Annotated in this window: 19 protein-coding genes; 8 read left to right on the top strand and 11 right to left on the bottom strand. The window is 71.5% G+C overall.

Annotation, left to right across the window (positions count from 1 at the left end; genetic code table 11):
* Positions 1 to 56 precede the first annotated feature (56 nt).
* Genes ACX9TP_RS01550 through ACX9TP_RS01535 form a run of 4 tightly spaced genes read left to right on the top strand, consistent with a single transcriptional unit; the run spans position 57 to position 5000 of the window.
* A complete protein-coding gene (locus ACX9TP_RS01550; RefSeq protein ID WP_482977913.1) occupies positions 57 to 719 on the top strand; it encodes a cobalamin B12-binding domain-containing protein in 663 nt (220 codons plus the stop codon).
* Positions 720 to 725: 6 nt separating this feature from the next.
* The gene (locus ACX9TP_RS01545) at positions 726 to 1433 is read left to right on the top strand and encodes a hypothetical protein (RefSeq protein WP_482977912.1); all 708 of its coding nucleotides are present in this window, start codon (positions 726 to 728) and stop codon (positions 1431 to 1433) included.
* Entirely contained in the window at positions 1430 to 3481 is a 2052-nt protein-coding gene (locus ACX9TP_RS01540) for an ATP-binding protein (protein ID WP_482977911.1), read from the top strand. The genes ACX9TP_RS01545 and ACX9TP_RS01540 overlap by 4 nt, the downstream gene beginning before the upstream one ends.
* Positions 3474 to 5000, top strand: a complete 1527-nt coding sequence (locus tag ACX9TP_RS01535) for a response regulator (RefSeq protein ID WP_482977910.1) — start codon at positions 3474 to 3476, stop codon at positions 4998 to 5000. The genes ACX9TP_RS01540 and ACX9TP_RS01535 overlap by 8 nt, the downstream gene beginning before the upstream one ends.
* 25 nt (positions 5001 to 5025) lie before the next feature.
* Here the strand turns inward: ACX9TP_RS01535 and ACX9TP_RS01530 are convergent, their stop codons facing one another.
* The gene (locus ACX9TP_RS01530; RefSeq protein WP_482977909.1) at positions 5026 to 5397 is read right to left on the bottom strand and encodes a helix-turn-helix transcriptional regulator; all 372 of its coding nucleotides are present in this window, start codon (positions 5395 to 5397) and stop codon (positions 5026 to 5028) included.
* A 413-nt stretch (positions 5398 to 5810) separates the two neighbouring features.
* Here ACX9TP_RS01530 and ACX9TP_RS01525 point away from each other — a divergent pair, with 413 nt between their 5' ends.
* Complete coding sequence (locus ACX9TP_RS01525; protein WP_482977908.1) at positions 5811 to 7466, top strand: methyl-accepting chemotaxis protein; 1656 nt, start codon at positions 5811 to 5813, stop codon at positions 7464 to 7466.
* Positions 7467 to 7482: 16 nt separating this feature from the next.
* Here the strand turns inward: ACX9TP_RS01525 and ACX9TP_RS01520 are convergent, their stop codons facing one another.
* The 7 genes from ACX9TP_RS01520 to ACX9TP_RS01490 form a co-directional block, all read right to left on the bottom strand.
* Positions 7483 to 8382 carry an alpha/beta hydrolase gene (locus ACX9TP_RS01520; RefSeq protein WP_482977907.1) on the bottom strand — a complete coding sequence of 300 codons (900 nt, stop codon included), beginning with the start codon at positions 8380 to 8382 and terminating at the stop codon, positions 7483 to 7485.
* Between the two features lie 255 nt (positions 8383 to 8637).
* A complete protein-coding gene (locus ACX9TP_RS01515; protein ID WP_482982350.1) occupies positions 8638 to 9945 on the bottom strand; it encodes a TolC family protein in 1308 nt (435 codons plus the stop codon).
* Positions 9945 to 11177: an ABC transporter permease gene (locus tag ACX9TP_RS01510; protein WP_482977906.1), complete on the bottom strand. Its 1233-nt coding sequence runs from the start codon at positions 11175 to 11177 to the stop codon at positions 9945 to 9947. The genes ACX9TP_RS01515 and ACX9TP_RS01510 overlap by 1 nt, the downstream gene beginning before the upstream one ends.
* Entirely contained in the window at positions 11174 to 11923 is a 750-nt protein-coding gene (locus tag ACX9TP_RS01505; RefSeq protein WP_482982349.1) for an ABC transporter ATP-binding protein, read from the bottom strand. Before ACX9TP_RS01505 ends, ACX9TP_RS01510 begins: the two co-directional genes overlap by 4 nt.
* Before the next feature lie 195 nt (positions 11924 to 12118).
* Positions 12119 to 13441 (bottom strand): efflux RND transporter periplasmic adaptor subunit, encoded by a 1323-nt coding sequence (locus tag ACX9TP_RS01500; RefSeq protein WP_482977905.1) that lies wholly within the window; start codon positions 13439 to 13441, stop codon positions 12119 to 12121.
* A 58-nt stretch (positions 13442 to 13499) separates the two neighbouring features.
* A complete protein-coding gene (locus ACX9TP_RS01495) occupies positions 13500 to 15017 on the bottom strand; it encodes a sensor histidine kinase (RefSeq protein WP_482977904.1) in 1518 nt (505 codons plus the stop codon).
* Positions 15014 to 15742: a response regulator transcription factor gene (locus ACX9TP_RS01490; protein WP_482982348.1), complete on the bottom strand. Its 729-nt coding sequence runs from the start codon at positions 15740 to 15742 to the stop codon at positions 15014 to 15016. The genes ACX9TP_RS01495 and ACX9TP_RS01490 overlap by 4 nt, the downstream gene beginning before the upstream one ends.
* A 304-nt stretch (positions 15743 to 16046) precedes the next feature.
* On the opposite strand from ACX9TP_RS01490, the gene ACX9TP_RS01485 reads away from it, so the two are divergent.
* Positions 16047 to 16577 (top strand): Spy/CpxP family protein refolding chaperone, encoded by a 531-nt coding sequence (locus ACX9TP_RS01485; protein WP_482977903.1) that lies wholly within the window; start codon positions 16047 to 16049, stop codon positions 16575 to 16577.
* Between the two features lie 616 nt (positions 16578 to 17193).
* Here the strand turns inward: ACX9TP_RS01485 and ACX9TP_RS01480 are convergent.
* A complete protein-coding gene (locus ACX9TP_RS01480) occupies positions 17194 to 18714 on the bottom strand; it encodes an acyl-CoA synthetase (protein ID WP_482977902.1) in 1521 nt (506 codons plus the stop codon).
* Positions 18715 to 18798: 84 nt separating this feature from the next.
* Positions 18799 to 20400 (bottom strand): LVIVD repeat-containing protein, encoded by a 1602-nt coding sequence (locus tag ACX9TP_RS01475; RefSeq protein ID WP_482977901.1) that lies wholly within the window; start codon positions 20398 to 20400, stop codon positions 18799 to 18801.
* Positions 20401 to 20850: 450 nt separating this feature from the next.
* On the opposite strand from ACX9TP_RS01475, the gene ACX9TP_RS01470 reads away from it, so the two are divergent.
* Entirely contained in the window at positions 20851 to 22110 is a 1260-nt protein-coding gene (locus tag ACX9TP_RS01470) for a serine hydrolase (protein WP_482977900.1), read from the top strand.
* Positions 22111 to 22123: 13 nt separating this feature from the next.
* Here ACX9TP_RS01470 and ACX9TP_RS01465 read toward each other — a convergent pair whose 3' ends face one another.
* Complete coding sequence (locus tag ACX9TP_RS01465; protein WP_482977899.1) at positions 22124 to 23062, bottom strand: synaptic vesicle VAT-1 family membrane protein; 939 nt, start codon at positions 23060 to 23062, stop codon at positions 22124 to 22126.
* A gap of 249 nt (positions 23063 to 23311) precedes the next feature.
* On the opposite strand from ACX9TP_RS01465, the gene ACX9TP_RS01460 reads away from it, so the two are divergent.
* Positions 23312 to 24349: an alpha/beta hydrolase family protein gene (locus ACX9TP_RS01460; protein WP_482977898.1), complete on the top strand. Its 1038-nt coding sequence runs from the start codon at positions 23312 to 23314 to the stop codon at positions 24347 to 24349.
* Positions 24350 to 24578: the final 229 nt, after the last annotated feature.

Raw genomic sequence — 24578 nt, 5'->3', positions numbered from 1 at the left:
GCCATTAACCTCTGTTCACCCCTAGCCTGCCGCGCCTGCTCGCGTCCTCCCTGCCCGTGCTCCCCCAGACCGAAACCTCCCTCACCGCCCTGCGTGAGCAGTACCTTGCCGCGCAGCTCGCCGGGAACCGGCGCGAAGCCCTGCGCCTGCTGGTGGACGAGGGGCTGCTGCGCGGCGTGCCCCTCCAGACGCTGCACCTGGAGGTCATCCAGCAGGCCCAGTACGAGATTGGCCGCCTGTGGCAGGAGAACGTCATCTCCGTGGCCCAGGAGCACCTGGCCACCTCCATCTCCCAGCTCGCGCTGGCCCACCTCTACCGCCACCTGCCCAGGGACCCGGAGAACGGCAAGGTCGTCATGGTGTCGTGCGTGCGGGACGAGCTGCACGAAGTCGGCGCGCGCATGGCCAGCGACTTCCTGGAGATGGCCGGCTTCGACGTCCGCTTCCTCGGCGCCAACGTGCCGCCCGAGCACCTGGCGCGCATGGTGCGCGACGTGCGCCCCGACCTGCTCGCCCTCTCCGTGACGATGACGTACCACCTGCCCCAACTGCGCGAGGCCGTGAACCACGCGCGCGAAGCGCTCCCGGGCCTTCCCATCGCCGTGGGGGGGCTCGCCTTCCGCTGGGCCCCGGACCTGGAACAGGACCTGGGCGTCAGCTTCTTCGGCAGGGACGCGCGCGAGCTCGTCGCCACCGCCTGCCGGACGCTTGGAGTCTGACCCCCGATGGAGCAGCCGCTGAGCAGACTCGTAGAAGCGAAGGCGAGCCGTCTGGCCCCCGCCTCCGTGGCCCCGCTGTACCAGGACCCCTTCTGGGAGGCGCGCTACGGCCAGGAGCGCGCGCGCCGCTTCGGTGACGAGGACGCCGCCTTCCACGTGCGCTACCTCGTCCAGGCCCTGGACGAGCAGCGCCCCTCCGTCATGGAGGGCTACGCTCGCTGGCTGCGCACCCTCCTCGTGTCGCGCGGCATGTGCAGCCGCCACCTCGACAGCCACTTCGCGGGCCTGGCCCAGGCGCTGGAAGCGGAAGGCTGGGGGCCCGGCACCCTGCCCCACGACTACGTGAAGGCCGCGCGCGAGGCGCTGCGCTACACCGAGGGGCCCGCCCAGCAGCTGGAGCAGGACGCTCCCGAGCTGGCCCACGCCGCGGCCGGCCGGCTGACGCTCTACATCCTCCCCGAGGACCGCCCGCGCCTCGAAGAGGAGCTGCAGCTGCACCTGTCCTACCTCGCGGACGCGCTCGCGTCGGGCCGCCACGAGCTGATGGGGGACCATGTGCGCTGGTACGTCGGCTTCTGGCCGCGGCGCGGCTTTGGATTGCTGGCATTTCCCAGCGTGCTCGGCATGTTGAAGTCCGTGCTGAATGCCCGGCACCCGGAGGCCCGGACCCTGCTCGCCACCGCGGGCGTGTCCTGGGAGGAGACCCGTTCATGAGGCACCCCGCAGCGCCCGACGGCCGCCTCTTCGATGACCTCAGCCGGGAAGTCGCCTTCGTGTGCGACACGCAGGGCACCCTCACCTGGGTGGACGCGCGCGCGCAGTCCCTCCTATCCGCGAAGCCGGGCCAGAGCCTGCGCAGCCTCGCGGCGAAGGGCGCCGAGGAGAAGGTGGACAAGCTGCTCGTCCAGGCCCGCGACGAGCGGGTCGAGGGCTGGGAGCTCATCCTCTGTCACGAGGACACCCCCACCACGTTCGCCTTCCGCGCCCGCCCCGACGGCGAGGGCAGCGTGCTGCTGGTGGGCAGCCTGGTGCCGCAGGACTACGGCAGCGCCCTGGACCAGGTGAGCAGCGCGCTCAGCGAGGTGTCCACGCTCCACCGCGAGACGGAGCGCCAGCAGCGTGAGCTCAAGCGCCGCGCGGACGAGCTGGCCCGCCTCAACCGCGAGCTGGAGGAGTCCAACCGCGGCGTGCGCAGCCTCCACGCCGCCCTGGACGAGAAGGCGGAGAGCCTGCAGCTCGTCGCCGAAATCAAGAGCCGGGTGGTGGCCAACGTCAGCCACGAGTTCCGCACCCCGCTGCACTCCATCCTCGGCCTCTCCAAGGTCCTGCTCAACCCCATCAACGGCTCACTCAGCGGCGAGCAGGAGAAGCAGGTCCAGTTCATCCGCAACTCCGCGGAGGCCCTCTTCGAGCTGGTGAACGACCTGCTGGACCTCTCCAAGATGGAGGCCGGCAAGACGACGCTGCGCCACAGCCGCTTCGTGGTGAGCGACTTGCTCAGCGCGCTGCGCGGCATGATGAAGCCGCTGCTGCCCCCGGGCGCGCCGGTGGAGCTGCGCCTGGTGGAACCGGAAGCGGCGCTGGAGCTGGAGACGGACGAGTCCCGCCTGAGCCAGATTTTGCGCAACCTGGTCTCCAACGCGCTGAAGTTCACCGAGTCCGGCCACGTGACGCTCTCGGTGTCGGCGGGCCCCCGCGACACCGTCATCTTCAGCGTGCAGGACACGGGCATCGGCATCGCCCCGGAGAACCACGAGCGCATCTTCGAGGAGTTCTCCCAGGTGGACAGCCCGCTGCAGCGCAAGGTGAAGGGCACCGGCCTGGGCCTGCCGCTGGCGCGCAAGCTGACGGAGGTGCTGGGCGGCACCCTCTCCGTGAAGAGCGCCCTGGGCCAGGGCGCCACCTTCACCGTCACCATCCCCCGCGTCCACACCGAGGTGGCGGAGATGACGGGCCTGGCCCAGCGCAGCGAGCAGCTGGACCCCAGCCGCGCCCCGGTGCTGGTGCTGGAGGACGACCGCCAGACGCTCTTCCTCTACGAGAAGTACCTCGCGCGCTCCGGCTTCCAGGTGCTGCCGGTGCGCAGCACGGAGGAGGCCCGGCGCGTCATGGAGCGCGTGCGCCCCGCCGCCATGGTGCTGGACGTCATGCTGGAGGGGGAGACGAGCTGGAACTTCCTCGCGGACATGAAGAACAACGAGGCCACGCGGGACATCCCCGTCCTCGTCGTCACGGTGACGGACCGCGAGCAGAAGGCGCGCGCGCTGGGCGCCGACGAGTTCTGGCTCAAGCCGGTGGATGAGGTCCGGCTGCAGAAGAAGCTCCAGACCATGGCCCGCAGCGGGCCGGTGGAGCGGCTGCTCCTCATCGACGACGACGACGTCCACCGCTACCTGCTCAAGCAGCTGCTCAAGGATTTGCCCTACGTGCTGCTGGAGGCGACCGGTGGCAAGGAAGGCGTGCGGCTGGCGCGCGAGCAGGCCCCGCACCTCATCTTCCTGGACTTCGTCCTCCCGGACATCACCGCCTTCGACGTGCTGGACGAGCTGAAGGCGGACCCGCGCACGCGTGAGATTCCCGTCATCCTCCACACCTCGCACGAGCTCCAGGATGACGAGCGCACGCGCCTGGCGAAGGAGACGGCCGCCATCCTCTCCAAGCACACGCTGAGCCGCGAGGTGGCCATCACGCGCATCCGCGACGCCCTGACCAAGGCGGGTCTCGGCTTCCACGCCCTGCAGGAGGGTAGCCGCCGTGGTTGACCCCAAGCTGGCCACCGTCCTCAACGTCAACGACGACGACGCCAACCGCTACCTCGTCAACCGCATCCTGGAGATGGCGGGCTTCCGGGTGCTGGAGGCCGCCACCGGCATGGGGGCGCTGCTCATGGCGGAGCAGCACCGCCCGGACGTCATCGTCCTGGACGTGAAGCTGCCGGACATCAGCGGCTACGAGGTCTGCGAGCGGCTGCGCGCCAACCCCCACACCGCCGCCATGGCGGTGCTGCATACCTCCGCCACCTTCGTCACCTCCGACAAGAAGGTGCGCGGCCTGGACGGCGGCGCGGACGCCTACCTCACCCAGCCCTTCGAGGCCTCGGAGCTCATCGCCACGGTGAAGTCGCTCTTGCGCCTGCGCCACGCGGAGCAGGTCGCGCGCCTGCGCGCCGAGGAGCTGGCGGAGATGGACCGGCGCAAGGACGAGTTCCTCGCCATGCTCGCGCACGAGCTGCGCAACCCGCTGGCCGCCATCATGACGGCCATCGGCATCCTGGAGCGCAAGCCCGCGGACGACCCCAAGGAGTCGCGCATGCGGGGCATCATCCAGCGCCAGACGCACCACCTGGCGCGGCTGGTGGATGACCTGCTCGACGTGAGCCGGATTACCCGCGACAAGGTGGAGCTGCGCCCCGCCCGGGTGGACCTGCTCGCCGTCCTGCAGCAGGTGCTCCAGGTGGCGCGCCCCATGGCCGAGTCGCGCGGGCTGGGGATGGAGGTGTCACTGCCCGCGGGGCCCCTGTGGGTGCACGCGGACGCCACCCGGCTGGAGCAGGTCTTCACCAACCTGCTGGACAACGCCGCCAAGTACACGGACGGCGGCCACGTCACCCTGCGCGTGGAGCGCGAGGGCGTGGACGGCTCGGCCAGGGCGGTGGTGCGGGTGCGGGACACCGGCATCGGCATCCCCGCGGACGTGCTGCCCTACATCTTCGAGCTGTTCGCCCAGGCGGACACGTCCCTGGAGCGCTCGCGCGGGGGCCTGGGCATCGGCCTGACGCTGGTGCGCAAGCTGGTGCGGATGCACGGCGGCGAGGTGCACGCCTTCAGCGACGGCCCGGGCCGGGGCAGCGAGTTCGTGGTGAAGCTGCCGCTGCTGCACGAGGTGGGCTTCCCCGCCGCCACCGAGAAGAGCCCGGACACGCGGCGCGGGCGGCGCATCCTCCTGGTGGAGGACAACTCGGACGCGCGCCAGGCCATGCGGGACTTGCTCGAGCTGTGGGGGCACCAGGTGGCGGTGGCGCCGGACGGCCTGCAAGGGGTGGCGCTGGCGCTGACGCAGGCACCGGAGCTGGCGCTGGTGGACATCGGCCTGCCGGGGCTGGACGGGTACCAGGTGGCGGAGGCGCTGCGCTCGCGGGTGGGGCGGAACATCCGCCTGGTGGCGATTACGGGCTACGGCGGTCCGGAGGGGCATGACCGCGCGCTGCGCGCGGGGTTCGACCTGCACCTCGTCAAGCCGGTGAAGCCAGACGAGTTGGATCGACTCATCTCGACGTTGTGAGGGATGACGGCGGGGGGCGCGTGCTTCAGCGCCGCCCCAGCGCGTTGGCGACGAGGCCCAGGAGCTTCACCTTCGAGGGGTCCAGCTGACGCACGGTGCGCAGCAGGCGCCGCACTTCGGGCCGCTCCTGCGGAGAGGGTGGCGCCTCGCTGGCGCGCGAGGCGTTGGATGCGCCGTGCGAGGCGGACAGGCCCAGCAGCTCGTCCGCGGAGACGTGCAGCTCGTGGCACAGCTTCAGCAGCGTCTGCACGCTGGGGAGCATGCCGCCGCGTTCCAGCCGTCCGTAGACCTCGGTGGCCACATCGATGCGCTCGGCCACGTCGGCCTGCGTGAGCTCCAGACGGGTCCGGGCGGCGCGCGCCGCTGCTCCGATGGTGGTTGCGAGTTTCTTGTCCATGCCTTACCAACCCGAAACGTTCGGCCGCTGGCATAGGACGTATGGAGGCAGACAGACAGAACTTGCCGGGTCAGCCTCAAGTTGTTCACCCGTAGGGTTGCTGCCCACGAGGTGGACTCTCGGGGTTCGGATGGGCGCTGTCGGAGCGGCCTTCCCTCGACGCCACGCCCCTCGGAGGAGGGGTTCCGAGGTCCCTCCCGCCCACTGGAAGGCCCCGGAACGTGGGTGACCTATAACGTTGGACGGGGACTTTCCTACGGCTCCGGCAAGTCCTGCGACCGGTTCCTCCCCCCAGGGTTGGACGCGCGCGAGCGGTTCCGGGGCCGGTGAAGCAGGCGGCAAGGCGGCCAGCCAGGGAGGCGGGCCCCCGAGCCTGTGGGGCGCGGGCCCGCAGGGGCTACGCTCGCGGGCCGATGTCGCTTGGAAGGCAAAGCCTGCTGGTGAAGCTCTGCGTGGCGATGGGGGTGGTGGCGCTGCCGCTGCTGCTCGCCATCCTCGGCTACGTGCTGCCGCAGCTGCGGGCGAAGCTCCACGAGGACCGGGTGCGGGGCCTGCGGCAGGCGGTGGAGACGGCCTGGGGCATCCTGGAGTCCTACGAGGCGCGGGAGCGCGCCGGGACGCTGACGCGGCAGGAGGCGCAGGCCCAGGCGGCGGCGCTGCTGCAGGGGCTTCGCTACTCGGGGGTGGAGTACTTCTGGGTCAATGATTTGGACACAAAGCTCGTCATGCACCCGCACCTGCCGGCGATGCTGGGCAAGGATTTGACGGGCTACCGGGACGTGCGCGGCCGGCCGGTGTTCGTGGACATCGTGAAGCTGGCGCGGGCGCGGGGTGAGGGCTCGGTGGCGTACGAGGCCACGCGGCCGGGCTCGCCGGACGCCATCCCCAAGGAGAGCTACGTGAAGCTCTTCCCGCCGTGGGGGTGGGTGCTGGGCACGGGCGTGTACGTGGAGGACATCGACCGGGAGGTGGCCGAGGTGCGCCAGCGCATCCTGGCGGCGGTGGGCGGCGCGCTGGTGCTGGCGCTGCTGGCGGGGGCGTACGTGTCGCGGCGGGTGGTGCGGCCGGTGCGGGCGCTGGCGGACGCGGCGCACCGGGTGTCCCGGGGAGCGCTGGACGTGCGGCTGGAGGTGCCCTCGGCGGACGAGGTGGGCCGGCTGACGGAGGCCTTCAACGGCATGGTGGCGGAGCTGCGCGAGGTGGTGGGGGCGCTGGTGGAGGCGGCGGGGGCCACGGCGGCGGACGCCGAGCGCATCCGGGTGTCGGCGGACGCGCTGTCGCTCACCACGCGGGAGCAGTCGGAGTCGCTGCAGCGCGCGGCGGAGGCGGTGCAGGGGATGAGCGCGCGGGTGTCGCAGGGGGCGCAAGCGGCGCGCACGGCGGCGGAGACGGCGGCGGACAACGGCGAGGTGGCGCGCGAGGGCGGCACGGCGGTGGGGCACGCGTCGAAGAAGATGGCGGAAATCGTGGAGGTGGTGGAGCGCTCGGCGCAGACGGTGGCGCGGCTGCAGGCGTCCGGGCGGGTGACGGGGGACATGCTGCGGCTCATCCAGCAGGTGGCGGACGAGACGCAGATGCTGGCGGTGAACACGGCGATTGAGGCGGCGCGAGCGGGCCAGCACGGCAAGGGCTTCTCGGTGGTGGCGGGCGAGGTGCGCAAGCTGGCGAACCGCACGCGCGACGCCGCGGCCCAGGTGCAGTCACTGCTGGGCCAGAGCGAGACGGACACGGCGGCGGCGGCGGACCTGATGCGGCAGGGCACGGCGAAGGTGCGCGAGGGCCTGGGCCTGTCCTCCGCGGCGGGCGACGCGCTCTCGCGACTGGTGGCCGGGGTGCGGGAGATTGAAGGGCACGTGGCGCGGATGGCGGAGGAGAACGCGCGCCAGTCCGCATCCGGGGAGAGCATCGCCGGGCGCATCCAGCAGCTCTCCGTGCGCTCCACGGAGTCGGTGGCGGGCGTGCAGCAGATTGCCCGCTCCGTGGAGGACCTGCACTCGCGAGCCTCGCGGCTGAAGGAGCTGGCCGCGCGCTTCACGACGCGGGGGGACGGGGGCAAGCCCCGGAGCTGAAGCCCGCGTCCCTGGCTCAGGGCGTCGCGGAGGTAGAGGGCGCAGCCTCCGCCGCGGGCGGCTCCGGGGGCACGGGCAGCAGCTTGCGCAGCGCGGTGAGCGCGGCCGGGTGGAAGATGGTGTGGTGGTACTCGTGGGGCATGGGCTCGTAGTGCCACTGCAGCCCCTCGGGCGTGTGCTCCTCGAGCGCGGCGACGAAGACGTCCAGGCCCTGCTGCATCTCCGGCATCTCGCCCCCCTCGTTGCCCATGGTCAGGAAGAGGGTGCGTGGACCGGCGGGATGCGTGCGCAGGAGCGTGGGCGCCTCCTTCGAGAGGGACTGGTTGCTCCACCAGAGGCTCGGGCTCACGGCGATGTAGCCGTTGAAGAGGTCCGGCTGGCGCAGGAAGGCCTCCACGATGAAGAGGCCCGCCAGGGACTCGCCGATGAGGAAGGTCTCACCGCTGGTGCGGTAGCGCGCCTCCACCCACGGCTTCAGCTCTCGGGCGAGGAACTCGCGGAAGGCCGCGGAGCCGCCGCTCGTCGGCAGCCTCTGCTTCTCCTCGGGCACCGCTGTCGGGTAGGTGAAGTCCCGCTTGCGGTCGACGCCCTCGATGCCCACGACAATCACGTCCCGGATGGTCTGACTGAGGTTCCCCAGCTGCGCGAGGCCGGCGATATGCGGGAAGTCCTCCTGCTCTCCGCCGTCCAGCAGATACACCACGGGCAGTCGGGCCTGCCCCTTCGTGTAGCCCGGCGGCAGGTACACGTTGATGCGCCGGGTCTCCTTCAGCACGCTCGACTCCAGCGTGTACGAGCGCGCGATGACGACGGGCCTCCCCTCCTCCGCGTTCGCCGTGGTGGCTCCTCCGGCCTCACGCGTGCCCGCGCACGCCGTCACCAGGCCCAACACCCCTGCCACGATTGCTGCCCGCATCTGCACCTCGCGTGTACTCCGTCCGGATGTCTCCACCCCGAGGATGCCACGCCGTCGTCTACGGAAATACGGCCGCAAGCTCCGGAGCCCGCTGCCTCAAGCCGCCTTCCGTCATGCGGAAGAGGCGCACCCGGACGGACTCACGGCGAAGGACAGGCCCAGGAGGAAGCGCGAGAGGACGGGCATCAGGGCTCCCAGCGGGAAGGGAAACGCCCCCTTGACGCCGGAACGCCTCCTGCATGGCGCCCCGCCCGCTCAGGGCGCCATGGCGACCACCGAGTGGGGCTGGGTCCCCAGCGCCCGGGCCAGCGTGGCGCGCGCGGTGGCCAGGTCGTACGTGGCCTGCACGCGCTGGGCGGCGGCGTTGGTGTACTCCACCTGCGCGTCGCTCAGCTCGATGATGTTGCCCACGCCCGCCTGGTAGCGCCCCTCGGCCAGCCGCAGCCGCTCGCGCGCATTCACCAGGGCCTCCTCCGCCGCGGAGAGCGCCTCGCGCGAGGCCGTCACCGCCAGCCGCGCCTGCTCCACCTCCAGCCGCACCTGCTGCCGGAGCACGTCCTGCTGGGCCTGCGTGTCCCGCAGCAGCGCGCGCTGCTCACGCACCTCCGCGCGGGTGCGGCCGCCCTCGAAGAGGGGCCAGCTCAGGGACAGCCCGCCGCTCACGTTCCATGTCGCGTCCGCCGGGTCCGTGCCCGTGTCGGTGGCCCCCGCCGTGGCGCCGAGGCTGGGCCAGAAGTCACTCCGCGTCGCGCCCACCTGCGCCTCCTGCGCGCGCACCTGGAGCTCGCGCGCCTTCACGTCGCCGCGCGCCGCCAGGGCCCGCTCCACCAGCACGTCGGTCGCCGCGTCCTCGCCCTCCACGGGCGCCACCGCCACGTCCTCCACCGCGTAGTCGGTGGAGCCCTCCACGCCCATCGCCTGGTTGAGCACCGCCTTCGCGGTGGCCTCCGCGTTGCGCGCCTGGATGAAGCGCACCTGCGCGTTCGCTCGCGCCGTGCGCTGCTGGAGCAGGTCGATTTCCGGCCGGCTCCCCACCTCCACCGCGGCGTTCACCTGCCGCAGGCGCTTCTCCTCGCTCTCCAGCGTCTCGCGCGCCACGTCCAGCAGCGCCCGCTGCGTCAGCACGTCGAAGTACGAGGCGCGCACGTCGAGCAGCACGTCCTCCAGTGTCTGGGCCTGCGTCGCCTCCTGCGCCTCGGCGGAGCGGCGCGACGCCGTGAGCCGCCCGGACGTGCGGCCGAAGTCGTAGAGGAGCTGGTTGGCGGTGAGGCCCGCGCTGAAGCGCCTCGCCGTGCCGCCGCTCACCACTCCGCCGGCCGACGTGCCCACGCGGCTCGTCCCCACGTCGTAGCTCGCGCTCCCGCTCACCTGCGGAAGGAACCCCGAGCGCACCTGGTCCACCCGGGCCCGTGCCGCGTCCGTTCCGGCCCGCGCCGAGCGCAGCTGCGGCTGCTGCTCGCGCGCGGTGACTTCCGCCTGCTCCAGCGTGAGCACGCGCGAGGGCTCCGCCGCCAGCGCGCCCGCGCACCACCCCAGCACCACCACCATGGCCAACGTCCGCATCACTCGTACCTCAGTGCATCGATGGGGTCCAACAGGCTGGCCTTGCGCGCCGGGTACAGGCCGAAGCCCACGCCCACCAGCGCGCTGAAGCCCAGCGCGAGCACGACGACGTCCGGGCGCACCAGCATGGGCCACTGGAACTGCGCGGCCAGCACCTTCGCCACGCCCACGCCCGCCGCCGCGCCCAGGAGTCCCCCGAGCATGGACAGCGTGAGCGCCTCCACCAGGAACTGGGCCAGGATGTCCCGGGGGCGCGCGCCCAGCGCCACTCGCACGCCAATCTCGCGCGTCCGCTCGGTGACGCTCACCAGCATGATGTTCATGATGCCGATGCCGCCCACCACCAGCGACACCGCGGCGATGGAGGCCAGCAGCAGGCTCAGCGTCTGGGTGCTCTGCTGCTGACCGCTGGCCAGCTCCGCCAGGCTGCGCACGTCGAAGTCGTTTGCCTCGCCCTCGGACAGCCGGTGTCGCTCGCGCAAGAGCTGCGTCACCTCGCTCTGCGCCTGCTCCGTCTGCGAGGACGACGCCGCCTGCACGAAGACCACGCCGGAGATGTACGCCCCCAGGCTCTGCGCCTGCACCGAGCGCAGGAAGCTGGTGGAGGGAATGAAGGCGGTGTTGTCGTAGTCCTGCCCATTGGGGGACTGACCCTTGCGCGCCGTCACGCCCACCACGGTGAAGGGCGTCTTGTTGATGCGCACCACCTGGCCCACGGGGTTGGCGCCCGCGCCGTAGAGGTTGTCCACCACCGTCTGCCCCAGGACGACGACCTTCGCGCCCGCCTCGTTGTCGGGCTCGGTGAAGGCCGCGCCCTTGGCCAGGGTCCAGCTGCGCACCTCGAAGAAGTCCGGCGTGGTGCCCACCACGGTGGTGGTCCAGTTCTGGTCGTCGGAGAAGACCTGCGTGTTGGAGCGCAGCTCCGGCGCCGCCGCGCGCACGGCGGGCAGCTCCCTGCGGATGGCCGCCAGGTCGTCCCACGTCAGCGTGGGCTGGCTGCCGAAGCCACCGCGTGCGCCGCCCGCGTTGGATGAGCCGGGCAGGACGATGAGCAGGTTGGTCCCCATGGAGTCGAAGACCTTCTGCACGCTGGCGCGCGCGCCGTCGCCAATGGCCACCATGGCGATGACCGCGCCCACGCCGATGATGATGCCCAGCGCGGTGAGCACCGAGCGCGTCTTGCTGCGCAGCAGCGCCCGTGCCGCGAGGCGCAGTGTCTCGAGGAGGTTCATGACACCGCCTCCTCTTCCTCGGGCAGGGGCACCGCGGCCTGCGGCACCTGCCTGCGGTCCGCGACGATGCGGCCGTCACGCACCACCACCACGCGGCCGGCATACGAGGCGATGTCCGGCTCGTGCGTCACGACGACGAGCGTGAGGCCCTCGCGCTGGAGCTCCTGGAAGAGCGCCATCACCTCCACGCTGGTGCGCGAGTCCAGGTTGCCGGTGGGCTCGTCCGCGAGGATGAGGCGCGGCCGGCCCACCAGCGCGCGGGCGATGGCCACGCGCTGCTGCTGTCCACCGGAGAGCTGCTTCGGGTGGTGCTCCAGCCGCTCGCCCAGCCCCACGCGCTCCAGCGCGGCGCGGGCCCGCAGGTGGCGCTCGCGGGTGGGCACGCCCGCGTACAGCAGCGGCAGCTCCACGTTCTCCAGCGCGGTGGTGCGTGCGAGCAGGTTGAAGCTCTGGAAGACGAAGCCCAGCGTGCGGTTGCGCACGCGCGCCAGTCCGTCCCGGTCCAAGCGCGCCACGTTGCGCCCGTCGAGCAGGTACTCCCCCGCCGTCGGCTTGTCGAGGCACCCGAGGATGTTCATCAGCGTCGACTTGCCGGAGCCGCTCGTCCCCATGATGGCGACCAGCTCACCCGGCTGGACGGCGAGGTCCACGCCGCGCAGCGCGCGCACCTCCACGTCCCCCGTCCGGTACACCTTGCTCACCCTGCGCAGCTCCACGAGCGGCGGGGCCTCACGTACGACCTCCATGTGTCCCTTCTCCTCGCCGCCCTCGAAGGCCCTGCCCGTGCCCTGCGGCTCCGTGAGTGGCGGGCCTGCTCGTCCTGCATCCATGTCCCTGTTCTCCTCGCCGCCCTGGACGGCCCTGCGTCCCGCGTCCCTGTCCGAACCGCCCTGAAGGGCCCTGTCCGGTCCCGCGTCCATGACTCCGTCCTCCTCGCCGCCCTAGAAGGGCCCGCCCCGTCCCGGAGGCCGCATGCCCCCGGGCCGTGCGCCCATCGCGCCACCCGCCGGCGCCGCCGCTGCCGTGCTCGCGGTGGCCGCCTGTCCCGTGACGACGGTGTCGCCCGCGTGCAGGTCGCCCTGCACCAGCTCCGTGTAGCTGCCGTCCGTCAGGCCCGTGCGCACCCGCGCGCGCACCGGCCCCAGCGCGCCCGGACGCAGCGCGTACAGCACGCGGCTTCCGTCCTCCGCGCGCTCCGGGGCGGAGGCCTCCTCGGGCGCTCCTTCGGTAGCCGCGGGCCGGAAGCGCAGCGCCGCGTTGGGCACCGCGAGCACGTGGTCCTTCTGTGCGGTGACGATGGTGACGTTGGCCGTCATGCCCGGCTTGAGCTGCAGGTCCGGGTTCGCCACGTCGATGACGGCGTCATAGGTGACGACGTTCTGCGTCGTCGTGGCCGCGTTGCGAATCTGCCGGATGGTGCCGGTGAAGCGCTCCCCGGGCCACGCGTCCACGGTGAAGGTGGCCGTCATGCCCGGCTGGAGCCGGCCCACGTCGGCCTCGGCCACGCTGGTGTTCACCTGCATCTTCCGTAGGTCCTCGGCGATGGTGAACAGCTTCGGCGCCTGGAGCGACGCGGCCACCGTCTGCCCCACGTCCACGTCGCGCGAGATGACGATGCCGTCGGTGGGCGAGACGATGGTCGCCTGCTTCAGGTTCACCTCCGCCTCGGACAGCGCGGCCTGGGCCTGCGCGAGCTGCCCCTCCATCGCGGCCACCTCGGCGCGCGCGGTGTCGGCCGTGGCCTCCGCGCTCTCCAGGTCGGCCTGAGAGATGAACTGCTGCTGGCGCAGCGTGCGCGCCCGCTCCGCCTGCTTGCGCGAGTTCTCCGCCGTCACGCGGGCCTTGGTGACGTTGGCTCGCGCCGCCAACTGGTTCGCCTTCGCCCGGTCCACGGCCGCCTGGACGAGCTGCGGGTCCAACCGCGCGATGACCTGGCCCTTCTTCACCTCGGAGTTGAAGTCGACCAGCAGCTCCTGGATGCGGCCGGACACCTGGCTGCCGACCTCCACCGTCACCAGCGCGGAGAGGGTGCCGGTGGCCGTCACCTTCGTGGTGATGCGCCGGGGCTCCACCTTCGCCGTCTGGAACGCGGATGCGGGGTCCACAGGGCGGCTCCGGGCGCGCCACACGCCCACCGCGCCCAGCACCGCCACCACCAGCAGCGCCCAGCCCCACCACCGCACCCGGCGCCTGCCGCCTTCCACCTCGGGAACCGCGGGAGCGGGAACTTCGAGACTCCGCGGCGCTTCGCTCAGAACCTTCATGCCCCCAGATGTACGGGGACCTTCATTTCATTGAATGACGACCGGATTACCGCCCGTGTCACCCGCCCGAAGAGGCGGACTCCGCCTGCCCGTCCGGCTGCACTCCGGTCAAAGCGGCCGGCAGGGTGATGCGCGCGGTGGTGCCCTCACCCGGGCGGCTCTCCAGCGCCAGCGTCCCGCCGTGCGCATCCACGATGCGTCGGGCCAGGGTGAGCCCCAGCCCCACGCCGCCCGTCCTCCGGGCGCGGCTGCGGTCGGTGCGGAAGAACGGCGTGCCCACCCGAGGCAGGTCCGCCGCGTCGATGCCGATGCCCTGGTCCACCACCTCGAACTGGAGCCCCTGTCCGGTGGAATGCGCGCGCAGGCGCACGGTGGTGCGCGGCTCGGAGTACTTCCCCGCGTTGTCGAGCAGGTTGTCCAGCACGCGCCGCAACATCACCGGGTCCGCCTCCAGCATGGGCAGGGACTCGTCCACGCTCACCTCCAGCGTGTGCGAGGGACGGACGGTGCGGAAGCGGCCCGCGGCCTTGTCCACCAGGGCGAGCGCGTCCACGCGCTCCAGGCGCAGCGGCAGCGCGCCGCCGCCGCTGGAGCCTCCGCTGGCCAGGTCCAGCTTCGCGGCGGTGAGTACGTCCTCCACCAGCCGCTCCAGCTCGGACAAATCCTCGGTGATGTCGGTGAGCAGCTCGCGCGCGGTGGCGGCGTCGCCCTCGGCGGCGAGGTCCAGCGCCACGCGGATGCGCGACAGCGGCGTGCGCAGCTCGTGGGACACGTTGGCCAGCAGCTCCTTCTGCGAGCGCAACAGGTGGGTGATGCGGCCGGCCATCTCGTCGAAGGCCTCGGCCACCTCGCCCAGCTCGTCGTGGCGGCGGAAGCCGGTGCGCGTGTCCAGCTTCCCCGCGCCGAACTCCCGCGCCACCTGCGCCAGTCGCTGCAGCGGCCCCGCCAGCGTGCGCGCGAAGACCAGCGACGTAATCGCCGTGCACACCAGCACCGCGGCCACGATGAACGTCATGTTCTCCGAGGGCGGCGTGGGAGGGCGCATGACGATGGAGACGTACGCCTCCACCGGCCCGCGCTCGGGGATGGGCAAGGTGAGCACGTGAAGGGGCGCCTGCGGAGTCGACGGGGGCCCGCCTGGAAGTGGCAGTCCCCCGGGGCCTCCCCGTCCCCCGGGCCCGCCCCGTCCCGGCCCTCCCGGTGGCCCGGCGGCTCCTCCCGGCCGGGAGAGCGCCTCCAGCTCGGCGGGACTCAGCGGCGGCACGGGCGTGGACGCGTTGGTGGCGATGAGCCTCCCGGACGCGTCCCGCACCGTCACCTGCGCATCGAGCATCCGCTCCGCGCGCTCCAGCGAAGCCTGGAGGGCCGCCGGGTCATCCCGCAGCGCCCACCACTCGCGCACGTTGTACTGGATGTGCCGGTTGAAGCCGTGCCGGAAGGGTCTCTCGACGATGAGCGAGCGCGCGAGGAACAGCACGACACTGACGAGCACCAGCTGCGCGAGGCCCACCAGGTAGATGCGCAGCAGCAGCCGGCCGGGACGCCGGAAGGAGAACCCACGACGGGGAGTGCTCAAGTCTCGTCCCCGGTGGCGAGCATGTAGCCCGCCCCGCGCACTGTCTTGAGCAACGTGGGGTTGCGAGGGTCCTCCTCCAGCTTCTGCCGCAGCCGGAAGATGTGGACGTCCACCGAGCGGTCGAACACCTCTTCCGCGCTGCCCTTCACCAGGTCGAGCAACTGCTCGCGGCTGAGCACGCGCCCGGCGCGCTCGGCGAGCACGCGCAGCAGGCCGAACTCGTAGGTGGTGAGGTGCAGCACCTTGCCGTCGAGCGTGGCCTTGAGGCTGCGCGGGTCCAGCGTCAGGCGTCCCACGTGAACGGGCTGGGTGGCGGGGCCGGCCTTGCCGCGGGCGCGCCGCACCTGGGCGCGGATGCGGGCGAGCAGCTCCCGGGACGAGTAGGGCTTGGGGAGGTAGTCGTCCGCCCCCGTCTCCAGGCCGAGCACCCGGTCGGCCTCCTCGCCGCGCGCGGTGAGCATGATGATGGGGACGTCGCTGCGGTTGCGCAGCTCGCGGCACACCTCCAGGCCGTCGCGGCCCGGGAGCATCAGGTCCAGGAGGACGACGTCGAAGGCGTGGCGGCTGGCCTCCGTGAGCGCCTCGGTACCGGAATACGCCACGGTGACGATGACGCCGTGCTCCTGGAGGTAGCGGCTGGTGAGCCGGGCGAGCCGCTCGTCATCCTCGACGAGGAGGACCTGGACGGTGCCTTCTTCCGGGGCCGGGGGCGTGGGCTGCTCCATGAACTGTGTCTCCCGCATCTCGAGCTCCCGGAAGGGTAACAACGAAAAGGCGTGGTCCGGAGGCCTTGGAGGGGTCTGGCCGGGCCACGACCGTAAGCTCTCACCCGTCCATGTCCGTAACACTTCGAGGTGATGACGAATTGTTACGGAGCCCTTCGGGGCCTCCGACACATGCCGTAATGAGCGGTTCATCTTCACGACATGGGGCGGCTCCAGATTGCACCGTGGAAGAGCCAGGGGGGCCTGCCGAGCAGGCAATGGACGGCAGGGCCGCCCGGGCTCAGGTGCAACGGAGGAAGAACCCATGTCGTTCCTGAAGAAGCTGCCCGTGGTGATGATGCTGGCCTTCCCGGTGGTGGCGTGCGCGCAGGATGCCCAGGCGCAGCGCGGCTCCGGAGGTGGGGAGATGATGCGCCGGCGTCCCCCGTCGTCGCTGGAGCTGCTGCTGCAGAACCGCGAGACGCTCGCCCTCACGCCGGAGCAGGTGGGCACGGTGAGCGAGCTTCAGACGGCGCTGGAGGAGAAGAACGCGCCGCTCATCGAGAAGCTGGAGGCGTTGAGGCCGCCGCGCCCGCCCCGGGGTGAGGGCAGCCGCGCGAATGGCGGTCCCCCGGCGGGAGAGCCGCCGGACGCGGCGACGATGCAGGCGATGCGGCAGCAGGTGGAGCCCCTCTTCCAGGAGGTGCGCGCCAATGACGACGCCGCGTACGCGCAGGCCGAAGCGGTGCTGAGCGACACGCAGAAGACGCGGGCGCGCGAGCTCATCACCCAGGCGCGCGAGCAGCAGCGCGGCCGGCACGAGGGAATGCGCCAGCGGATGCGGGGCGGTCAGTGAGCCCGTGGCTCTGGCTGTGGTTCCTCGCGCCTCCGCCGGAGGCCGCGAGACAGACCCGGCGCGCGGTGGACCCCACGCCACCGCGGGCGCGGGGCCGGGAGCGTGCCACTCCGACGCGGACCCGGCCCCTGGTGGCGAGGGTCGCGAAGGCGAAGAGCAGCCGCTGAGCGCTGCGAGCCCGGGCACGGCCCCTGGTGGAGAGGGTAGCGAAGGCGACGCGCAGCCGCCGAGCGCCGCGAGCCCGGGCACGGCTCCTGACGGAGAGGGCCGCGAAGGCGAAGAGCAGCCGCCAAGCGCCGCGAGCCCGGGCACGGCCCCTGGTGGAGAGGGCCGCGAAGGCGAAGAGCAGGCGCCGAGCGCCGCGAGCCCGGGCACGGCCCCTCGGGGTCATGCCCGGGCGCTCCCGCGTCACCCGCAGGACGCACGGGGAGCGGCGTGAGCTGTTCGCCGTGCATCCGTCATGGCGGCGGCCCCCCGGCGAGTGCGCCCTTGCGTTCGACCGGGCGAAGGCGCACGGCTGAGCGTCAGCGCAGGCTCACGGCGCCCCATGCGCGGCGCTGAGTGCGCGCCGGTCCACCTTGCCGCATGAGGAGCACGACGGACCGTCAGCGCAGGCTCACGGCGCCCCATGCGCGGCGCTGAGTGCGCGCCGGTCCACCTTGCCGGGTGAGGTACGCGGCAGGGCGTCGATGAAGCGCACGGACTTCGGCGTCTTGTAGCGGGCGAGCCGTCCCTCGCAGAACGCGATGAGCGCCTCCGCCGTGGGCTTCGTGCCGGGCCGGGTGACGACGAGCGCGCGCGGCGTCTCCCCCCACTTCGCATCGGGCACGCCGATGACGGCGACCTCGGCCACGTCGGGGTGGCCGGCGAGGACGCTCTCCACCTCGGAGGGATAGATGTTCTCTCCTCCGGAGATGATGAGGTCCTTGCTGCGGCCGACGATGCGGAAGCACCCATCCGCGTCCCGGCTCGCGAGGTCCCCGGTGTGCAGCCAGCCTCCGACGAAGGTGCGCGCGGTGTCCTCGGGCCGGCGCCAGTACCCCGCGCACAGGTGGGGCCCGCGCAGGAGCAACTCGCCCACGTCCCCCGGCTGCTGCTCGCCGTCGATGCGGGCCTCGACGTGGAACAGGGGCACGCCGACAGCGCCCGGCTTGTCGCGCACCTGCCCCGGGGGCAGCCAGAAGTTGTTGGGCCCCGCCTCGGTGAGCCCGTAGCCCGTCTTGAAGTCCACGCCCCGAGCGAAGAAGCGCTCGAACACCGGGCCCGGGCACGGCGCGCCGCCGCTGATGAGCAGCTTGAGGCGCGTCAGGTCCACCGACTCGAAGCGCGGGTGGCGCTGCATCTCGATGAACATGGTGGGCACGCCGAAGACGAGATTCACGGCGCCCCGGTGCACCAGGTCGAACACGCCCTCCACGTCGAAGCTGCGGCACACCACGGAGGCGCCGCCCACGTAGACCAGCGGCGTGGTGAAGACGCTCAGCCCACCGGCATGGAACAAAGGCGCGTTGAGCAGCGCCACGTCACCGGAGGTCAGCCCCCAGCTCACCACGGTGTTCGCCGCGTTGGCGGTGATGGAGCCGTGCGTGAGCACCGCGGCCTTGGGCACGCCGGTGCTGCCACCCGTGTAGCAGAGCACCCACGGCGCATCCGCCTCCAGCTCCAGCGACGGGAGCGGCGCGGACGGGGCGGCGTCGCGCTCGGAGAAGGCGCGCTCGCCGGAGCCGGGGGAAGACTCCAGGCACAGCCAGTGCCGCACGAAGGACGCGCGGGCGCGGACGGTGTCCACCTGGGCGCGGAACTCGGGGCCGAAGACGAGGACGGAGGGCTCGGCGTCCGCGAGCAGCGCGCCCAGCTCCGCGGGGCTCAGGCGCCAGTTGAGCGGCTGGAGGATGGCGCCCAGCTTCGCGCAGGCGAAGACGAGGTCGAGGAACTCGACGCAGTTGTACGCGAGCACGGCGACGCGGTCGCCCCGCTGCACGCCGAGCGTGTGGTGCAGGAAGGCAGCGGTGCGCGACGCGGCGTCGTCCCACTCGCGGAAGGAGATGCGACGCTCGCCGTGGTTGGCGTCGATGAGGGCGGTGCGTTCAGGGTCGAGCGCGGCGCGACGGGCCAGCCAGTCATGGACGATGGGCATGGCCCCGCACGCTAGCCGACCCGGAGGCGCGAGTGCCCGGCTGATGCACGGTGGGACCGGGCCCACCCGCGCCCGAGGTGACGGCTACGGCTCCGGGAAGATGAGCAGGCCTCGCGACGTGTCGACGACGTAGACGTAGCCGTCGCCGGGCACGCGCATGCCGATGGCGCCGTCATGGAACATGTTGCCCCGGGCCCGGTCGCCCTCCCGCCAGGTCTGGTAGTACGCCACCTCCTTCGGGTGCTTCGGCGTGGACACGTCCAGCACGCGCACGCCGTGCTGGTAGTGCGAGAGGTAGAGCCGGTCGCCCTTCAGGTCCATGTTGTGGATGGAGATACCCGGGGAGAGGCGGTACTCGCCGATGCGCTCCACATTGGCCGGGTCGGTGATGTCGAGCACGCGCAGGTGGGCGCCCCAGTCCTCTCCGCCCTCGAAGGCGATGACGCGGCCGTCGAAGACGCCCACGCGGTTGGTGTGGCTGGTGGCGCGCGGGTACGTGTACTGGCCGAGCTTCACCACGTTGAGCGGGTCCGTCACGTCGAGGATGAGCAGGCCGGCGCGCCAGTGGTTGACGTACAGCCGATTGCCCTGCGCGGTGGCGTCGTGGGGATAGGTGGCGACGGTGGGGTCGACGCTCGGGTCCTGGTGGCGGTTGAGCAGCACGGGCTGCTTCGCGTCCGTCACGTCGAAGATGAGCGTCTGCGGCGTGGGCGCGGCGGACATGGAGTAAAGCCGGTTGCCGTCGACATAGAGGGTGTGCGCGTTGAGGTAGCCGTTGCCGGGCAGCGCGCGGAGGAACGCGGGGGCCGCGGGGTTGGAGATGTCGAAGACGAGCACGCCGCGCACGCCGCTGGCGACATAGAGGGCATCGTCCTTGGCCCACACGCCGTTCCAGTAGCTGTCGCCCGGGAAGAAGATGGACTTCACGAGCCGGGGCGCGGCGCGGTCGGACAGGTCATACACATAGAGGCCACCGGGCCCCGCGAGCGGGTCCTCGAGCGCGACGACGTACGCGTGGCCATGGGTGACGAAGACGTCCGCGGCGATGCCGCGCGGCACGGTGCCCTCTCCGACGAGGGACAGGCCGGAGGACTCTCCTTCACCGGGACGCCGGGAGACCTTCTCCGCCTCGAAGGTGGCCTGGTACAGGGCGACGCCTCCGAGACAGCTCACGTAGCAGCCCGTCACGCGCTTCGGCCCGCGTGCCTTGCAGCCCACGAAGGACGAGCGGTACTTGCGGCCATCCCGGAGCGTCCCGGAGTTGGAGAGGTAGAACGACCCCGCGCCCACGCGGGCCTCGCGCACTGCGTAGCCGTCCCAGAAGACGCGGCCATCGGCACCGAAGCGGAGGGCGGAGATGGACTGGTCGTTGTCATTCGCCAGGATGCCGTCGCCGACGACGTGGAGCGTGTAGGAGCCCTGGGCGTCCAGGTCGTCCAGGCTCCCGGTGTCACAGCGGGACAGGTCGAAGGACTCGGGAGTGCCGCACTCGGCGGTGGAGCTGCCGTCGGTGATGAGCTGGCACGCGGCCAGTCGCTCTGGAGTCCAGTCTCCCTCGTCCTGCTTCTTGAGCTCCTGCGCGGGGGAGGGGGTCGGCGCGGCCTCCTCCACGGGTTCGGAGGCACAGCCCACCAGGGACGCCAAGGCCAACACCGGCGTCAGTGCAACGCGGAACCACGTCTTCATGTGTTCCTCCTTCGGCTTCATCGGGCCGGCCCCCGAAGGGAAACCCCAACGCGCGGGCGGGCCCGGCATATCGACGCGAGCCTGTTTCGTTGCGCGGCGATGGACCTCGGCGTGGAATACCGGAAACGGACGGCAGCGACGACGCGAAGCGGCAGCTGGGGCCAGCACATGCGGATCTGGCACGAGCGTCCGGCCCAGGAACCGGCGGCGCACAGCAGCATCAGGAGCAAGCACATGCGGGATTCGGCACGGAACACGTGCATCCGGATGCGACGACACGAAGCGACATCAGGGGGCCAGCACATGCGGGATTCGGCACGGAGCGTCTGCAGCGGAATGATGGGGGCGCTGCTTACGGTGTCCCTCCTGGTCTGGGGCTCGGCTGCGGGCGCGGCACCCCGGAAGGCAGGGCGTGAGGAAGCACAGCGGGTCCGGAAGGCCTCCGCCTCGTTGGAGCGGGGGCTGCTCCGCGCGGTGACGGAGTCCGGCTTCGACGAGGTGCTGGACTTCAAGCGCAACGGGGAACGCATCGCGCACCCACCGAACGTGGACGTGGCGGTCATCGAGCTGGACGCGGAAGGCCGTGCCGTCGCGGCGGCGAACGTGCTGCTGTCGCGTGACCATCCGAAGGGGGTGGTGGTGCCCATCGACCTGAAGACGCTGGGCACGACGGCGTTGCGCTACACGCGGTGGGATTTGGAGCGGTGGGACGGACAGAAGGACTGGGCGGACGCGACGGCGGAAGAGGACGTGGTGCCGGGGCGCGAGAAGGCTCGGCTGCGCTTCATGGCGCCCTACCCCGCCTCGCTGTTCAAGCTGATGATTGCCTTCCGGGTGATGCGGCTGGTGGACCGGGGCGTGGTGACGCTGGCACAGCCGTGGCGCTTCCTGCGGGACACGGAGGACAAGGGCGAGCGCCCGGTGTGGCGATGGATGGAGCCGATGGTGACGGAGTCGGACAACGGCTCCACCGAGGCGCTGGTGAAGCTGCTGCACGAGAAGGGGGAGATGGCGGGGCTGAACCAGGAACTGGCGGAGCTGGGGCTGGGGACGTTGCAGGTGAATGGAACGTCCCCGGTGACGGGGCGGAGCTGGAACCCGGGCAGCATCCACATGACGGCGCTGGACACGGCGCGGCTGCTGTTGCTCATCGAGGGTGGGCCGGGAGTGCTGTGGCGCACGCCGGCCGGGCGTGAGGTGACGGCGGCGGAGCTGTCAGCCGCGTCGCGGGTCTATCTCCAATCGCTGCTGGCGGACCAGGCGCTGCATGAGGCGCTGTCGTCCACGGTGTTGTGCGGAGACCCGAAGGCGGAGCCGGGCATCCCCGCGGCGGTGCCAGCACGGTGGGTGGACACGAAGGACGGCACGGTGACGGCGGCGGAAACGGCATTCGGAAGGGACACGCGGCCGTGCAACGCGGCGGCGGAGGTGATGTTCCTGCACAAGACGGGGCAGACGGAGAACTACGGGAGCGACGGTGGCATCGTGCGCTCGCTGCCGGGAGCGCCGTGGCGCCGGTACATCGTCGTGTTCCTGTCCAACCTGGGCTACCGCTACTACGACGCATCGGTGGCGAGCGCGGCGGACCCGGCGAAGGGGGAGGACGGCTTCCCCTCCGTGAGCACGAAGATCAGCTACACCCAGCGCATCCCCGCGCTGGGCCGCCGCATCGACACGCTGATGAAAGAGCGGCAACGAACGGAGCGGTAGGGCCCTCCAACCCTCACGGCACCAGCACCAGCTTGCCCACCGTCGTCCCCGACTCCAGCGCCTTGTGCGCCTCCGCCACCGCGTCCAGCGGGAAGGGCGTCACCCGCGGTGACACCAGCTTCCCCTCCTCCACCCAGCCCAGGAGCCGCGCCATGGACTCCGCCAGGACGTCGCGCTGCTCGAACAGGTAGGACAGGTTGAACGCGAGCACGCTGGTGTTGTCGTTCGTCAGCGTGAGCGGGTCGAAGCGCGGCGTCCGCAGCCAGTCCCACGCCAGCTTCGCGTAGTTCGGCTTCCCACCCGTGCGCGGCAGCATCGAGTGGAAGCCATAGATGACCAGCTTCCCCGGTGACGCCAGGTGCCTGTAGCTGTCTCTCAGCGTGGACGGCCCGTTCGCATCCAGCACCACGTCATACCCCTTGGGCGCCGCCCGCTCCGCCGCCGCCCACAGGTCCTCGCGGCTCTTGTCGATGACCACGTCCGCCCCCAGCTCGCGCGCCGCCTCCACCTTGTGCGTCCCGCCCACCACGCCCACCATCCGGTACCCGGCGATGCGCCCCAGCTGCAGCAGCGCGCTCCCCACCCCACCCGCCGCCGAGTGCACCAGCACGTTCGCCCCGGCCCGCGGGCGCGCCAGCTCCAGCAGCGCGTAGTACGCCGTGAGGAACACCGCGGGGAACCCCGCCGCCTGTTCCATCGTGAACCGCGACGGCAACGCGAACACCTGGTGCCGGGGCACCGCGACGTGCGTCGCATACCCACCGAACCGCGTCACACCGAAAACCCGTGCCCCCACCGCCAGGTCGGTGACACCCGGGTCCACGGAAATCACCGTCCCTGAGAATTCGAACCCCGGGGTGATGGGCCACCCCACGTACTCCTTCGCGGAGGCGTACAGCCCCATGCGGATGACGCAGTCCGCATAGTTCACCCCGATGGCTTCCGTGGCCACCACCACCTCGCCCGGCCCAGGTGAAACCTGATTCAGGTTTTCAAGGTGGAGTCGTTCGTACCCACCCGCTTTTGAAATCACGACCTTGCGTGCGCGCATGCCCCCGTGAGTATCACGCGACGCGGCGCGACAACGTGTCTGCACGTCCAATCGGCCGACGACGCGCGCATGAACAGTCATTACACTGTGTCTCGCGCTCGAGGACCGTTCCGTTCCGCGCGCACTCCCAAAACAATCGAAGGAGAAGTCATGCGACTGCGGCATTCGCTCTACCTCGCGGGCACGCTTTTGCTCGGTGTCACCACCGGCTGCGGTGAGGGCCTCGAACCGGACTCCACCCTCGCGGAGACGCCCGCCGTCGAAGCGCCCGCGGAAGAGCAGCTGGGCACCGCGGAGTCCGCCGCGTCCACCACCGGCGTCACCGCGCACTTCCGCCAGTGGCTCAGCGACAACGGCTACAGCAGCTATGACTTCGTGCGCGCGGACCTGTCCGGCGGCAGCTATGGCGGCAAGGCCAGCGGCACCGACACCGTGGTGAACCAGCCCGTCATCTTCATCCACGGCAACTCGGACAAGGCCATTGGCACGGGCACCGTCGGCCAGACGGGCTGGACGGCCTCCGTCGATTACTTCCTGTCCAGGGGCTACAAGACGAGCGAGCTGTACGCGACGACGTGGGGCCCGGCCAACGCGGCCATGTCCGCGTACCAGTACCACTCGAAGACGAACGTCATGAAGGTGCGCAAGTTCATCGAGGCGGTGAAGGCGTACACCGGCGCCTCCAAGGTGGACATCGTCACGCACTCCATGGGCGTGACGCTCGCGCGCAAGGCGCTCAAGGGCGGCTGGGCGAACGACTCGGCCAATGGCGGTGACTACTACGTGGGCGCGGCGCTCACCGGCTCGGTGGACACCTTCGTCGGCATCGCCGGCGCCAACCTGGGCCTCACGTCCTGCTACCAGACGGGCCCGGGCACCCCCACCTGCGGCTCCACCAACGGCCTGTACCCGGGCTACCTGTACTTCGGCCTCGTCACGGGCCGCTCGGCGTACCTCAATGACCTGCTCGCCTCGAGCGGCTACGAGGGCGACTACCGCTACTCCATCTACTCCACCGCGGACGAGGTCATCGGCTACGGCGGCGTCGTCTACGGCGGCTACACCTCCCGCATCCCCGGCCAGACGGGCGAGAAGGTGTACTCGGCCTATCCCTACGGGCACTTCAACTCGAAGGACCTGACGGCGGCCGTGCAGTACAGCATGGTGCGCAGCCACAGCATCCCGTAGCCCTCCGGCACGGGCGCGCGCCGCGCCGACATGTCGGAACCCGACACGACTTCGCGGGGGCCCGACACGTCGGCCGGCGGCGCGTGAAGCCCACGGCCGCGCAACCTCGCGGAACGAGGCCGGACGCCCCGCGCACGCGCGCTGGCACCCGCCTTGCTCAACCCCGCGGCGACCCTGACAGCAAGGTCGCCCGCTTCCGATTCACGGCGGCGGGCACTCCCAACGCGAA

The sequence above is a fragment of the Pyxidicoccus sp. M15 genome, from assembly GCF_056858435.1.
The sequence above is the reverse complement of the archived record's forward strand: the minus strand, read 5'-3'. Positions and strand labels throughout refer to the sequence as shown.